General features: G+C 73.1%; 9 protein-coding genes. 5 read left to right on the forward strand and 4 right to left on the reverse strand.

The window, feature by feature from the left end; translation table 11 throughout:
* Window positions 1-166: 166 nt before the first annotated feature.
* Together ACFYP4_RS20330 and ACFYP4_RS20335 are read right to left on the reverse strand one after the other, a co-directional pair.
* Complete coding sequence (locus tag ACFYP4_RS20330; RefSeq protein WP_358852250.1) at window positions 167-853, reverse strand: response regulator; 687 nt, start codon at window positions 851-853, stop codon at window positions 167-169.
* On the reverse strand, window positions 850-2,760 hold the full coding sequence (locus ACFYP4_RS20335) for an ATP-binding protein (protein ID WP_358852251.1): 1,911 nt from the start codon (window positions 2,758-2,760) through the stop codon (window positions 850-852). Before ACFYP4_RS20335 ends, ACFYP4_RS20330 begins: the two co-directional genes overlap by 4 nt.
* Window positions 2,761-3,192: 432 nt before the next feature.
* Between ACFYP4_RS20335 and ACFYP4_RS20340 the strand changes: the two genes are divergently transcribed.
* A complete protein-coding gene (locus ACFYP4_RS20340; protein ID WP_358852263.1) occupies window positions 3,193-4,605 on the forward strand; it encodes a cation:dicarboxylate symporter family transporter in 1,413 nt (470 codons plus the stop codon).
* A gap of 159 nt (window positions 4,606-4,764) precedes the next feature.
* On the opposite strand, the gene ACFYP4_RS20345 is transcribed toward ACFYP4_RS20340, so the two are convergent.
* On the reverse strand, window positions 4,765-5,391 hold the full coding sequence (locus tag ACFYP4_RS20345) for a TetR/AcrR family transcriptional regulator (protein WP_358852252.1): 627 nt from the start codon (window positions 5,389-5,391) through the stop codon (window positions 4,765-4,767).
* 292 nt (window positions 5,392-5,683) lie between these two features.
* Between ACFYP4_RS20345 and ACFYP4_RS20350 the strand changes: the two genes are divergently transcribed.
* From ACFYP4_RS20350 to ACFYP4_RS20365, 4 genes are all read left to right on the forward strand, one after another.
* The gene (locus ACFYP4_RS20350; RefSeq protein ID WP_358852253.1) at window positions 5,684-7,507 is read left to right on the forward strand and encodes an MFS transporter; all 1,824 of its coding nucleotides are present in this window, start codon (window positions 5,684-5,686) and stop codon (window positions 7,505-7,507) included.
* 203 nt (window positions 7,508-7,710) lie between these two features.
* Window positions 7,711-8,139, forward strand: a complete 429-nt coding sequence (locus ACFYP4_RS20355; protein WP_358852254.1) for a MerR family transcriptional regulator — start codon at window positions 7,711-7,713, stop codon at window positions 8,137-8,139.
* Window positions 8,136-8,468 carry a thioredoxin domain-containing protein gene (locus ACFYP4_RS20360; protein WP_358852255.1) on the forward strand — a complete coding sequence of 111 codons (333 nt, stop codon included), beginning with the start codon at window positions 8,136-8,138 and terminating at the stop codon, window positions 8,466-8,468. Before ACFYP4_RS20355 ends, ACFYP4_RS20360 begins: the two co-directional genes overlap by 4 nt.
* Window positions 8,469-8,641: 173 nt before the next feature.
* A complete protein-coding gene (locus ACFYP4_RS20365; RefSeq protein ID WP_358852264.1) occupies window positions 8,642-10,906 on the forward strand; it encodes a UvrD-helicase domain-containing protein in 2,265 nt (754 codons plus the stop codon).
* Window positions 10,907-11,001: 95 nt separating this feature from the next.
* Here ACFYP4_RS20365 and glgB read toward each other — a convergent pair whose 3' ends face one another.
* Entirely contained in the window at window positions 11,002-14,157 is a 3,156-nt protein-coding gene (gene glgB / locus ACFYP4_RS20370) for a 1,4-alpha-glucan branching enzyme (RefSeq protein WP_388786775.1), read from the reverse strand.
* Window positions 14,158-14,160 lie beyond the last annotated feature (3 nt).

A 14,160-nucleotide genomic window follows, 5' to 3' on the forward strand; every position in this document is an offset into this window, starting at 1 on the left:
GCCCCGTGAACGTAAGAGGAATGGTCTAGTCAGGTCAATGACCTTGCACAGCACGATGGTTGGCGACGGCGCGGGGAGGGGGACGATCAGGCCCGCGCGAGGGGAGGCGGGCGGCTCGTCGCGTCCGTGCATGGGGCGGGCGCGGTCGTCACGCGTCCGTACGTCGCTACTTCGGCCGGTCCTCCACCCACCGGTACACCAGCTCCGGTCGTCCGACCTGCCCGTAGAGCGGACGGCGCACCGCCCAGCCCGCGTCGACCAGATGCTCAAGGTAACGGCGTGCCGTGATCCGGGAGATGCCCACCGCCTCGGCGGCACCCGCCGCGGTCAGGCCCTCGCCGGAATCCCGCAGCGTGAGCGTCACCCGCTCCAGCGTGGGTGCGCTGAGTCCCTTCGGCAGCGCCGCGGGACCCGGCGCGCGCAGGGCCGCCAGCGCCCGGTCCACCTCGTCCTGCCCGCTGGCCTCGCCCGCCGCCGCGCGGAACTCCGCGTACCGCACGAGCCGGTCCCGCAGGGTCCCGAAGGTGAACGGCTTCAGCACGTACTGGACCACCCCGAGGGAGACCCCCTCCCGCACCACGGCCAGATCCCGCGCGGACGTCACGGCTATCACGTCCGCGTGATAGCCGGCGGCCCGCAGGGAGCGGGCGAGCTGCAGCCCGTGCCCGTCCGGCAGGTGCAGGTCGAGCAGCAGCAGGTCCACCGGCGTACGGTCCAGCGCGCGCCGTGCCTCCGCGCCGGTGTGGGCCTTGCCGACCGCCGTGAAACCGGGCACGCGGCCGACGTACATGACGTGCGCGTCGGCGGCGACCGGGTCGTCCTCCACGACGAGTACACGGATCGGCTCGGTCATGCGTCGCCTCCAGGCAGGGCGGTGCCGGCGGCCCCGGGCACGCGGTCACCGGGGCGGACGGGGGTGGCGTGCCCCTCTGTGGGCGGGTCGGCGGGGTCCGGGGCGGCCCGGTTCGGTGGATCCGGGGCGACCGGGTTCGTGGGGTCCGGGGCGGGCGGGGCCGCGGAGTCCGGCGTGGGCGGGTTGGCGGGGTCCGGCATGGGTGGGACGGCGGGCCCGTTCCCGGTCGGGTTCGTGGGGTCCGGTGTGGAAGGGTCCGCGGGGTTCGGGGGGTCCGGTGTGGAGGGGTCCGCGGGGTTCGGGGTGGAGGCCACCGTGGGCAACGGCATCCGCACTTCGAACTCCGCCCCGCCTCCGGCCGCCTCCGTCACGCTGAGCGCACCCCCGTGACGGCTCACCGCCTGGCGTACGAGGGCGAGCCCCAGCCCCCGCCCGCCGGGCCCCGCCGGTTTCGTCGACCAGCCCCGCTGGAAGACGGCCTCCGCGTGCGCGGGAGCCACTCCCTCCCCCGTGTCGGCGACCCGCAGGACCAGGCCGTCCTCGTCCGTGCGGGCCGTCACGGTCACCCTGGCGCCCACCGTCCCCTGGGCCGCGTCCACGGCGTTGTCGATCAGGTTCCCCAGGATCGTCACGAGGTCCCGGGCCGGGAGCGAGGGCGGCAGCAGTCCGTCGTCGAGGCCGCTCTCCTCGGACACCACCAGCTCGACGCCCCGCTCGTTGGCCTGCGCCGCCTTGCCCAGGAGCAGCGCTGCCAGCACCGGCTCGCTGACCGCCGCCACCACCCGGTCGGTCAGCGCTTGCGCCAGTTCCAGCTCCGCCGTGGCGAAGCCGACGGCCTCCCCGGCGCGCCCCAGCTCGATCAGGGAGACCACCGTGTGGAGCCGGTTCGCCGCCTCGTGCGCCTGGGAGCGCAGCGCCTGGGTGAATCCGCGCTCGGAGTCCAGCTCGCCCATCAGGGACTGCAGTTCGGTGACGTCGCGCAGGGTCACCACGGTGCCCCGGCGCTCGCCGCCCGACACCGGCGAGGTGTTCAGCACCAGCACCCGGGTGGCGGTCAGGTGCACCTCGTCCATCCGGGGCTCGGAGGACAGCAGGGCGCCGGTCAGCGGCGACGGCAGGCCGAGGCGGGCGACCGACTGGCCGACGACCTCGCCGCCGACCCCCAGCAGTTCCCGGCCCCCGTCGTTGATCAGCGCCACCCGGTACTGCCCGTCCAGCATCAGCAGGCCCTCGCGTACGGCGTGCAGGGCGGCCTGGTGGTAGTCGTGCATGCGGCTGAGCTCGGCGGCGTTCATGCCGTGGGTGTGGCGGCGCAGCCGGGCGTTGATCACGTACGTGCCGACGGCGCCGAGGGCGAGGGCCCCGGCCGCGGTCCCGAGCAGCGCCGTGACCTGGTCCTGGACCCGGGCCGTGATCGCCTCGACCTTGATGCCGGCGCTGACCAGGCCGACGACGCGGCCTCCGTCGGTGACTGGCGTGACCGCGCGAACGGACGGGCCGAGGGTGCCGGTGTACGTCTCCGTGAACGACTCGCCCGCCAGGGCGCGGGCCGTGTGGCCGAGGAAGTGCTTGCCTATCAGCTTCCGGTCCGGGTGGGTCCAGCGGATGCCCCGCGGATCCATGATCGTCACGAAGTCGACGCCGGTGTGCCGCTGCACCCGGGTCGCGTACGGCTGGAGGGTCCGGGTCGGGTCCGGGGTGCGGATGGCCGAGCGGACCGACGGGGTGTCCGCAACCGAGCGGGCGACCGCCATGGCCTGGCGGCCCGCGGCCTCCTCGGCCTGGCTGCGGTCGCTGATGTACGTGAAGAGCGCGTATCCGGCGACCAGGACCGCGATCAGCACGGCCTGCATGGCGAACAGCTGGCCGGCCAGGCTGCGGGGGGTCGGGACGCGGGGGAGGCGCATGCCGTCAGTCTGCCTCGCCCGGTAAGCGTGAACTAAATGAACGGAAGGGTGACCGCCCTCACAGGCCGGGAGATAGTCACCGCATCCGGGAGCCACTTCCCCGGCCGCGCCGGGGCGGTTTCCCGGCCCGCCCGGGACGGAATTCCCGGCGCCTGTCCGGGAGTCCCCGCTCCCGGGCACCTGTCCGGAAGCCCCCACTTCCGGCACCCGCTCGGGAGTCCCCGCTCCCGGGCACCTGTCCGGGAGCCCCCCGTTTCCGGCGCCTGTCCGGGAGCCCCCCGCTCCCGGACACCCGCTCGGGAGCCCTGCGCTCCTGGCACCGTCCGGGAGTCCCCACTTCCGGCGCCTGCCCGGGAGCTCCCCCGCTCCCGGGCACCCGTCCGGGAGCCCCCCGCTCCCGGTTCCGCCCGGACGTGAGCCGCACGCCGGATGATGCCGACGACGTCGTCAAGGAGGGCAGCCGTGACCAGCACACCCGCAACGGCACCTGCCGCACCCGCCGCCAAGCGGGACCGCACGCACTATCTGTACATCGCCGTGATCGCGGCGGTGATCCTCGGCATCGCCGTGGGCCTGCTCGCCCCCGACTTCGCGGTGGAGCTGAAGCCCATCGGCACCGGCTTCGTGAACCTGATCAAGATGATGATCTCGCCGATCATCTTCTGCACGATCGTGCTGGGCATCGGCTCGGTGCGCAAGGCCGCCAAGGTCGGCGCCGTCGGCGGTATCGCGCTCGGCTACTTCCTGGTCATGTCGCTGGTCGCCCTCGCCATCGGCCTGGTGGTCGGCAACATCCTGGAGCCGGGCACGGGTCTCGCGGTGACCCAGTCGGTGAAGGAGGCCGGCCAGGGACAGGTGTCCGCGGAAGCGCTGCCGCCGGTCGAGTTCGTCCTCTCCATCATCCCTACCACGATGGTTTCCGCGTTCACCGAGGGCCAGGTCCTGCAGACCCTCCTCGTCGCCCTGCTCGCCGGGTTCGCGCTGCAGGCCATGGGCCCGGCCGGCCGGCCGGTGCTCCGCGGCATCGAGCACATCCAGCGGCTCGTCTTCCGCATCCTCGCCATGGTGATGTGGGCCGCGCCCCTCGGCGCCTTCGGCGCGATCGCCGCGGTCACCGGTTCCGCCGGACTGGACGCCCTCAAGAGCCTCGCCGTGCTGATGCTGGGCTTCTACGTCACCTGCTTCCTCTTCGTCTTCATCGTGCTCGGCGCGCTGCTGCGGATCGTCGCGGGACTCAACATCCTCACGCTCTTCAAGTACCTGGGCCGCGAGTTCCTGCTGATCCTGTCCACCTCGTCCTCCGAGTCCGCGCTGCCGCGGCTCATCGCGAAGATGGAGCACCTGGGCGTGAGCAAGCCGGTGGTCGGCATCACCGTCCCGACCGGCTACTCCTTCAACCTCGACGGCACCATGATCTACATGACGATGGCGTCGCTCTACATCGCCGACGCGCTCGGCAAGCCGATGTCGGTCGGGGAGCAGATCCCGCTCCTGCTCTTCCTGCTGGTCGCCTCGAAGGGTGCGGCGGGCGTCAGCGGGGCCGGCCTCGCCACGCTGGCCGGCGGTCTCCAGTCGCACAAGCCCGCACTGGTCGACGGCGTCGGCCTGATCGTCGGCATCGACCGCTTCATGAGCGAGGCCCGCGCCCTCACGAACTTCGCTGGCAACGCGGTCGCCACCGTGCTGATCGGCACCTGGACCAAGGAGATCGACCGGGGCCGCGTGGACCAGGTGCTCGCGGGACAGCTGCCCTTCGACGAGGAGACGCTGCTGGACCACGACGAGGACACCCCGGCGGCCGGCCTCCCGGAGCAGGGCGGCGAGAAGCAGCTGGTCAAGGCATAACGCTTCGCCGGGCCCCGCCCTGATGGGGCCCGGCGAAACCGGGCCCCGGGGCGCCGTGAGGCGCCCACGCGGGGCCCGGCAGGACGCCGAGCGGCCGGGTCGCCCCCCGTAGGCCCGGCCGCTCGGTGCACGGATGTCGGTCAGCCGCCGTTCAGGCGCTCAGGCGCTCAGGCGCTCGACATCCGCCACCAGGGCGGTGGCACGCGAGGCGGGTACGCCCGCCGCGGTCAGCATCGTGACCGCGGCGGAGCGGCCCGCCTCCTCCGCTGCCAGCAGGCCGTCGTTCACCGCTTCCATCAGGGCGAACAGCATCTGCTCGTGCACGTAGGCCAGCGCGTCCGGCGGCAGCGGGGACGTGAACACGCCCGCCTCGAGACCGCGCCGGAGCAGTTGTGCGCAGGACTCCCGGACGGGCGTGAGGCGGTCACGTATGCCCTGGACCGTGACGCTGCGCTGGGCGAGCGCGACCAGCAGCCGGTAGCGGTCGGCGATCTCCCAGACCGCCAGCGTCGAGCGCACCAGCGACTCCGCGGGGTCCTCGACGCCCTCGCGGCCCGCGGCGTGCGCCGCCTCCACCGCCTGCGCCGCGCCCTCGAACAGCGTGCCGATCAGTGCCTCGCGGCTCGGGAAGTGCCCGTACACCGTGCGCCGGACGACCCCCGCGGCACGCGCGATCTGGTCCATGGAGGCGTCGGGGTCGCGCAGCAGCTCGGCGAGCGCGACATCGAGGATCCTGCGGCGGTTCGCATCGGCGCGGCTGGCGTTACCCGTGGTCATGGCTGACATTCTGCACGTCCTTTCCCGGTGCCCGTCCGGCCACTGCCGTCGTCGCCCGCCGTGCGGGCTCGCGGGGCAGGCGGGAACGTCCGGGCAGACCCTGGCGGCACGCGCTGCGTCCGCAGGGCTTCCATCTCCTCCATTTGCACAGCTGTGTGCAATGACGTACGTTGCACAGTGTCGTGCAATTGCACGTCGCTGTGCAAGTGGCCGGGTGAGACGGCCGTCGCACAGACCACCTGCGGTGCGGACCGATCGTCCGGCACCGTGCGAGCCGACAGAGGAAGGGCGAAGCGAACCCATGCGTCTCGTCATGAACGAACCGGTCGAGAGGATGGACCGGCCCTACGCCCGGCGCTGGTGGGCCCTGCTGGTGCTCTGCCTGAGCCTGCTGATCATCGTGATGGCGAACACCGCCCTCACGGTCGCGGCCCCGGACATGACCCAGGACCTGGGCCTGTCCAGCGCCGACCTGCAGTGGGTCATCGACGGCTACACCGTCCCGTACGCCGCGCTGATGCTGCTGCTCGGCGCGATCGGCGACAAGTACAGCCGCCGGGGCGCACTGGTCCTCGGGCTCGTCGTCTTCGGCGGCGGCGCGGTCGCCGGCTCGCTCGTCGACAGCTCCACGGGCGTCATCGCGGCCCGCGCCGTGATGGGCGTGGGCGCCGCGCTGATCATGCCGGCCACGCTCTCCCTCCTCGCCGCGACCTTCCCGCGTGCCGAGCGGGCCAAGGCGATCACCCTGTGGACCGCCACCGCCGGACTGGCCATCGCGGCCGGGCCGCTGGTCGCGGGCGCTCTCCTGGAGCGCCACGGCTGGTCCTCCACCTTCCTGATCAACGTGCCCGTCGCCGCCCTGGCCATCGTCGGCGCCCTCGTCCTCGTGCCGCCGTCCGCGGCCGCCCACCACGACCGCATCGACTACGTCGGCGGCCTGCTGTCCGTGCTGTGGATCGGCGCCCTCGTCTACATGATCATCGAGGGGCCGCACTTCGGCTGGGGCGTCAAGGCCGTCACCGCCGCGGTCGTCGCCGGTCTCGGACTGGCCGCCTTCGTCCTGTGGGAGCTGCGCCACCCGCACCCGGTCGTCGACGTACGCCGCTTCGCACACCGCGGATTCGCCGGTTCCAACCTCGCGGTCGCGCTCTTCTTCCTGGCCGTCTTCGGCGCCTTCTACTTCCTCACCCAGCACCTCCAGTTCGTCCTCGGCTACGACGCCCTGGACACCGGGGTGCGCATGCTGCCGCTCGCCGGGGCCGTCTTCGTCGGCTCGGCCCTCACCGGCTACCTCACCCCGCGCGTCGGCATGAAGATCACGGTCACCGCGGGCATGGTCGCCGGCACGGCAGCGCTCGCGCTGCTCACCCGGATCGACGCCACGTCGTCGTACGGTGACTTCGTCCTGCCCCTGGTCATCCTGGGCCTCGCCATCGGACTCGCCCTGTCGCCCTGCACGGACGCCATCATGGGCGCGTTCCCCGAGTCGGAACTGGGCGTCGGCGGCGCGGTGAACGACACCTCGCTGGAGCTCGGCGGCTCGCTGGGCATCGCCATCCTCGGTTCCGTGCTGGCGAGTTCGTACTCCTCGCAGCTGTCCGACGCGACCGCCGGCAGCGGACTTCCCGCGGGTGCCCTGTCCACGGCGCAGGACTCGGTGGGCGCGGGCTACGCGGTCGCCCAGGGCATCGGCGAGAAGGCCCGGCAGGCCGGCGAGCAGGCCGCCCAGGCGCAGAACGCCGAGCAGGCCTCCCAGTTGAAGGCCCAGGCCGACCAGCTCGCCGAGGGCGCCCGCCACATGGCGGACGCGGTCGGCTCGTCCTTCTCGGACGCGGTCGCGCACACCAGCCTCGTCGGTGCGGTGGTCCTCGGCGTCGGCACGGTCCTGGTGGCGTTCCTGCTGCCGCGCAGGGCACGCACGGCCGACCCGGAAACCGGGACCCCGGAGAGCGGGACCCCGAAGGCCGGTTCCACGAAGGCCGGTTCCACGAAGGGCACGGCCGCCGACTCCGAATCCGACTCCAGCTCCGACGCCGAAGTCGTGGTCGAGGCCGAAGCCGCGTCCTCCGAGGTGGAGTCCGCGTCCGTGGCCGGCCCGTCCGGCGGGCCTAGCGGGACGCGCTGACCTCACCGAGGGCGGGCCCGGAGGTCCGGGGCCCGGGGGGCTCCCCGGGCCCCGGGCCTTTCGTGTGCCCCGGACCAGGGCTGCGCGCCTGGTCCGACCGCTCCGACCCGGAGACCGCCCAGTGGAACGCAGACCGCTGCTCCCGCTCCGGCCCTGTTGAACCGCTTGCCTTGACGTCGGCGTCAAGCCGTACCGTCGGGGTCATGCGAATCGGCGAGCTGGCGGCGCGGGCCGGGACGACCACGCGGACCCTGCGCTACTACGAGACACGCGGGCTGCTGCCCGCGCGGCGGGGCGAGAACGGATACCGGACCTACGACGAGGACGACCTGCGGCTGCTGCGGCAGATCAGGACCTTGCAGGACTTCGGGTTCGACCTGGAGGAGACCCGGCCCTTCGTGGAGTGTCTGCGGGCCGGACATCCCGAGGGTGACTCCTGCCCGGCCTCGCTCGCGGTGTACCGCCGCAAGCTCGGCGAACTCGACGCGCTGATCGGTGAGTTGCAGGCGGTGCGCGAACACGTGGGCGTCCAGCTGGCGAAGGCCGAGCGGGCGCGCGACGAGCTGGCCGCCGACGCGGAGGTTCCGGGCGGCCCGGAACCCGTGTGCGAACTGGGAGGACGGACGCAGTGATCAAGGCGGCAGGAGTGGCCGAAGTGACGGACGCGGACTTCGAGGCGGAGGTGATCGGGGCGGAGCTGCCCGTGCTGGTGGAGTTCACCGCCGACTGGTGCCCGCCGTGCCGGCAGATGGGGCCGGTGCTGAGCGCCCTGGCCGCGGAGGAGGACGGGCGCCTCAAGGTCGTCCAGCTCGACGTGGACACCAACCCGCGGACCGCTCTCGCCTACGGGGTGCTCTCGATGCCCACCTTCATGGTCTTCCGGGCCGGTGAGCCGGTGCGGTCCATGGTCGGCGCCCGGGCCAAGAGGCGGCTGCGCGAGGAACTGTCCGACGTGCTCTGACCCGGGCGCGCGCAGGGGACTGCCCGAAGTGGTGCCCCGGGAACGGTCCCAGGCACGTCCCGAGAACGGAAAAAATCCCTCGAGCAATTGCGCTCGGGGGATTTCTTTGCGTATATTCGATGATTCGCGACTTCGGTAATGCGGATCGCGAATCAGGGCAACGAGCACAGTATATCCGGCCGGGAGCGGAATTGTCAAACACCGAATTTCCAGACGATGAATTGCGGCACGAGCAGGAATTCATCGACGGCCTGTACACGCGCGTGGACACCCTGCGCGGCGCCACCGAGGAGTCCGTCACCGACGCGCTCGGCCAGGGCAGCACACCGATGCAGGCCCGGCTCGAACGGGATGTCCTCGTCGCCGAGCGCTCCGGGCTGCTCGCCGCCCTGAACGCCGTGGACGGCTCGCTCTGCTTCGGCCGCATCGACCTCACCAGCGGGGTCAGTCACCACATCGGACGCATCGGCATCCGCGCCGACGACGCCGACCTCACCCCGATCCTGGTCGACTGGCGGGCCCCCGTCGCCCGCCCCTTCTACCTCGCCACCGGCCACACCCCGATGGACCTGCGCCGCCGCCGGCACATCACCACCGACGGCCGCCGGGTCACCGCGCTGCACGACGAACTCCTCGACCTCGGCGACCGGGAACGCACCGGCCACGAGGACCCGGCGGGCGACGCCGTCCTGCTCGCCGCCCTCAACTCGGCCCGCACCGGCCGGATGAGTGACATCGTGCAGACCATCCAGGCCGAGCAGGACCGCATCATCCGCGCCCCGCACCGGGGTGTCATGGTCGTCGAGGGCGGCCCCGGCACCGGGAAGACGGCCGTCGCGCTGCACCGGGCCGCCTATCTCCTCTACGAACACCGGGAACTGCTCGCCAAGCGGGCCGTCCTGATCGTCGGCCCGAACCCGGCCTTTCTCGGCTACATCGGCGAGGTGCTGCCCTCGCTCGGCGAGACGGGCGTACTGCTCGCGACCGTCGGCGAGCTGTTCCCCGGGGTGAAGGCGACCGCCGCCGACACCCCCGAGGCGGCCGCCGTGAAGGGCCGCGCGGAGATGGCCGACGTCCTCGCCGCGGTCGTACGCGACCGGCAGGCGCTGCCCGACCCGGTCATCGCCATCGAGCACGACCGGGACATACTGATGCTCGACGAGGGCCTCGTGCAGGTGGCCCGCGAGCGCACCCGCGAGGCGAAGCTGCCGCACAACGTGGCCCGCGAGCACTTCGAGGGGCACATCCTCAACACCCTCACGGACATGCTCGCCGAGCGCATCGGCACCGACCCCTTCGACGGTTCGAACCTGCTCGACGCGAGCGACATCACGCAGATCCGCGACGAACTCGCCGAGAACCCCGAAGTCTGGTCCGCCGTCGACCAGCTGTGGCCTCGGCTGACCCCGCGGGGGCTGGTGGCGGACTTCCTGGCGGCCCCGGAGGGATACGTCACGGACGAGGACGCGGCGGCGATCCGCCGGCCGGTCACCCGGGCGTGGACCACCGCGGACGTCCCGCTCCTGGACGAGGCGGCGGAACTCCTCGGCGAGGACGGCCGGGTGGCGCGCGCCCTCGCCGAGCGGGAGCGCAACGCCCAGGTCGCCTACGCCCAGGGGGTGCTAGACGTCTCGTACGCCTCGCGGACGTACGAGTTCGAGGACAAGGACGAGGAGGACTCCGAGGTCCTGTCCGCGCACAACATCATCGACGCGGAGCGGTTCGCCGAGCGGCACGAGGAGGACGACCACCGCAGCGCCGCCGAGCGGGCCGCCGCGGACCGCACCTGGGCGTTCGGGCACATCATCGTCGACGAGGCGCAGGAGCTGTCGCCGATGGCCTGGCGGCTGCTGATGCGGCGCAGCCCGACCCGCTCGATGACGCTGGTCGGCGACCCCGCGCAGACCTCCGAGGCGGGCGGCGTCGGCTCCTGGTCGGACATCCTCTCCCCGTACGTCGGGGACCGCTGGGAGCACACCCGCCTCGCCGTCAACTACCGCACCCCGTCCGAGATCATGGACCTCGCGGCAGCCGTGCTGCGGGCCGCGGACCCGGACTTCGAGCCGCCGAGTTCGGTGCGGTCCACGGGGGTACGGCCCTGGGTGCGCGCCACCGGCGACCTGCCCGGCGCCGTCGCCGAGGCCGTCGCCGAACTCACCCCCGACGAGGGGCGCCTCGCGGTGATCGCGCCCCGCGACCTGCACCGGGCGCTGGCCGCGCGGCTCGACGGGGTGACGGCGGGCGCGGAGCCGGATCTGACCCGCACCGTCGTGCTGCTCGACCCCCGGCAGGCCAAGGGGCTCGAGTTCGACTCCGTCCTGGTGGTCGAGCCCGGCCGGTACGGGACGAGCGACCTGTACGTCGCCCTGACCCGCGCCACGCAGACACTCGGCGTGCTGCACACGGGCGACCTCCCGGCCCCCCTGGCGACCGGCTGACGTCGTAGCCGTCGCGACTCGCGAGCGCTGGCCCCGGACCCGCCCCGCGAACGCCGGTGGGGCTGAATCCCCTCAGCCCCACCGGCGTCGCCGGGTCACGCCGGACGGAGCCAGACCGTCGACAGGGGCGGCAGGCTCAGCCGGATGCTGGCCGGGCGCCCGTGCGCTGCCCGCGGCTCCGGCTTCACCGGGCCGGGATTCGTGACGTCGCTGCCGCCGTAGCGGGCGAGGTCGGTGTTGAGGACCTCGTGCCAGGCGGGCACGTCGTCCGGGACTCCGATCCGGAAGTCGTGCCGCACCACCGGCGCGAAGTGGGACACGGCGAGCAGCGGCGTGCCGTCGGCGGCATGGCGCAGGAACGCGAACACGTTGTCCTCGGCCGCGTCCCCGGCGATCCAGGCGAACCCGGAGGGATCGGTGTCCCGCTCCCACAGGGCGGGCTCGGCCCGGTAGACGGTGTTGAGATCGCGGACGAGGTCGCGGACACCGCGGTGGTCGGCCTCCGCGCCGTAGGCGGGGTCGAGCAGCCACCAGTCGGGCCCGTGGGCCTCCGACCACTCGGCACCCTGCGCGAACTCCTGCCCCATGAACAGGAGCTGCTTACCGGGGTGGGCCCACATGAAGCCGAGGTACGCGCGGTCGGTGGCCCGCTGCTGCCACCAGTCGCCGGGCATCTTCGACACCAGTGACCGCTTGCCGTGGACGACTTCGTCGTGGGAGATGGGCAGCACGTAGTTCTCGCTGTACGCGTACACCATCGAGAAGGTCATCTCGTGGTGGTGGTACTTGCGATGGACCGGCTCGTGCTGCACGTAGTCGAGCGAGTCGTGCATCCAGCCCATGTTCCACTTCAGCCCGAAGCCCAGGCCGCCGAGGCCACCGGGCCCGGTGAGGTGGGTGGCCCGGGTCACGCCGTCCCAGGCCGTCGACTCCTCCGCGATGGTGACGACGCCCGGGTTGCGCCGGTACACGGTGGCGTTCATCTCCTGGAGGAAGGCGACCGCGTCCAGGTTCTCCCGGCCGCCGTGCTCGTTCGGTGTCCACTGGCCGGGCTCGCGGGAGTAGTCGAGGTAGAGCATGGAGGCGACGGCGTCCACGCGCAGGCCGTCGATGTGGAACTCCTCGCACCAGTACACGGCGTTGGCGACCAGGAAGTTGCGTACCTCGCGGCGCCCGTAGTCGAACTCCAGCGTTCCCCAGTCGGGGTGGGCCGCCCGCAGGGGGTCCGCGTGCTCGTACAGCGGGCGTCCGTCGAACTCGGCCAGCGCCCAGTCGTCGCGCGGGAAGTGCGCGGGCACCCAGTCCATCAGCACGCCGATGCCCGCCCGGTGCAGGGCGTCGACCAGGTACTTGAAGTCGTCGGGAGTGCCGAGCCGGGCCGTCGGGGCGTAGAAACCGGTGACCTGGTAGCCCCAGGAGCCGCCGAAGGGGTGCTCGGCCACCGGCATCAGCTCGACGTGGGTGAAGCCCAGGTCGGCGACGTAGGCGGGCAGCTGCTCGGCCAGCTGACGATACGTCAGGCCCGGTCGCCAGGACGCGAGATGGATCTCGTAGATGGAAAGGGGTGCCTCGTGCGCGGGCCGCTGTGCGCGCTGGGCCATCCACGCCTCGTCCTGCCACTCGTGGTGGGAGGCCGTGACGACCGAGGAGGTCTTGGGCGGCACCTCGGTGCGCCGGGCCATCGGGTCGGCCCGCAGGGTCTTCGAACCGTCGGCCCGGGTGATCTCGAACTTGTACAGCTCGCCCTCGCCGATCGCGGGCACGAACAGCTCCCACACGCCGGACGAGCCGAGCGAGCGCATCGGGAACGCGGTGGGGTCCCAGTAGTTGAAGGTGCCGGCCACGCGCACACCGCGCGCGTTCGGCGCCCACACCGTGAACCGGGTGCCGGTCACGCCCTGGTGCACCATCGGCTCCGCGCCGAGTGCCTTCCAGAGCTGCTCGTGCCGGCCCTCGCCCAGCAGGTGCAGGTCCAACTCGCCGATCGCGGGCAGGAAGCGGTACGCGTCCTCGGTCTCCTGCACCGCCCCCTCGTACGTCACCACCAGCCGGTAGTCCCGCGGGACCTCGACCAGTGGCAGCACTCCCGAGAAGAAGCCGTCGCCGTCGTCCGCCAGGTCCGCCCGCAGCTCGCCGGTGACGACGGACACGGCGAGGGCGTACGGGCGCAGCGCGCGGAAGGCCACGCCACCGGGCACGGGGTGTGCGCCGAGCACCCCGTGCGGATCGTGGTGCGCACCGCTCAGCAGCCGCTCCCGGTCTCCCGGCGCGACCCCGGCGAAGACGGCTTGCTCCTGCGGGGCGGCCAGCCCCTGCGGGGCGGCCGACTCCCGCGAGGCGGCCGACTCCTGCGGGGCGGGCGGCTCCTGCGGGGCGGGCGGCTCCTGCGGGGCGGCCGACTCCTGCGGGGCGGGCGGCTCCTGCGGGGCGGTGGACTCTGGCGGAGCGGCTTGATCCTGCGGGGTGGTTTGTCCCTGCGGGGCGGCCGACTCTCGCGAGGCGGGCGGCTCCTCGTGGGCGGCCTGCTCCTGCCGGGCCGACTGCTCCTGCGGGGCGGTGGGCTCTGACGGAACGGCTTGATCCTGTGGGGTGGTTTGTCCCTGCGGGGCGGCCGACTCCTGCGGGGCGGGCGGCTCCTCGGGGGCGGCCTGCTCCTGCGGGGCGGGCGGCTCCTCGGGGGCGGCCTGCTCCTGCGGGGCGGTGGGCTTCTGTCGGGCCGACTGCTCCTGCTGGGGCGCCGACTCCTGCGGGACGAGCCCCTCCCGTGGGGTGGCCGGCGGCGGGACGGGGGCCGGGGCGGCAGCCGGCGCGGGCTCCGGGGCCTGTGCCGGTTCCGGCGTCCGGGGCCCGGTGACCCCGGTGACCACCGGTCCGGACCGCCGTTCGGCGGCCGAGACACCGGCCCGCTTCCGGGCGGGGGCCTTCTTGTCCGCGGCCTTCTTCCCAGCGGTCCTCCGGGCCGTCGCCTTCGCGGTGCTGCCCTTGGTCACCGCGCTCTTCACCACCGCGGACCGCTTCGCGGCGGCCTTCCTTCCCGCCGCGTCCTTCGCCGCCGGCGCGCCTTCGGCGGCCTTCTTGACCGCCGCCTTCTCCTCGGCGGACCGCTTCGCGGCCGCCGTCGCCTTCTTCCCGGCCGCCTTCCTCGCGGCGGCCGTCTTCGTACCGTCGGCCGCCTTCTCGGCGGCGGCCGACTTCCTCGCGCTCGCGCCGGTCTTCTTCGGACTGTCCTCGAACGGGGGACGGGGGGTCACGGG

It is taken from the genome of Streptomyces sp. NPDC005551 (genome assembly GCF_042871785.1).
Lineage (GTDB): Bacteria > Actinomycetota > Actinomycetes > Streptomycetales > Streptomycetaceae > Streptomyces.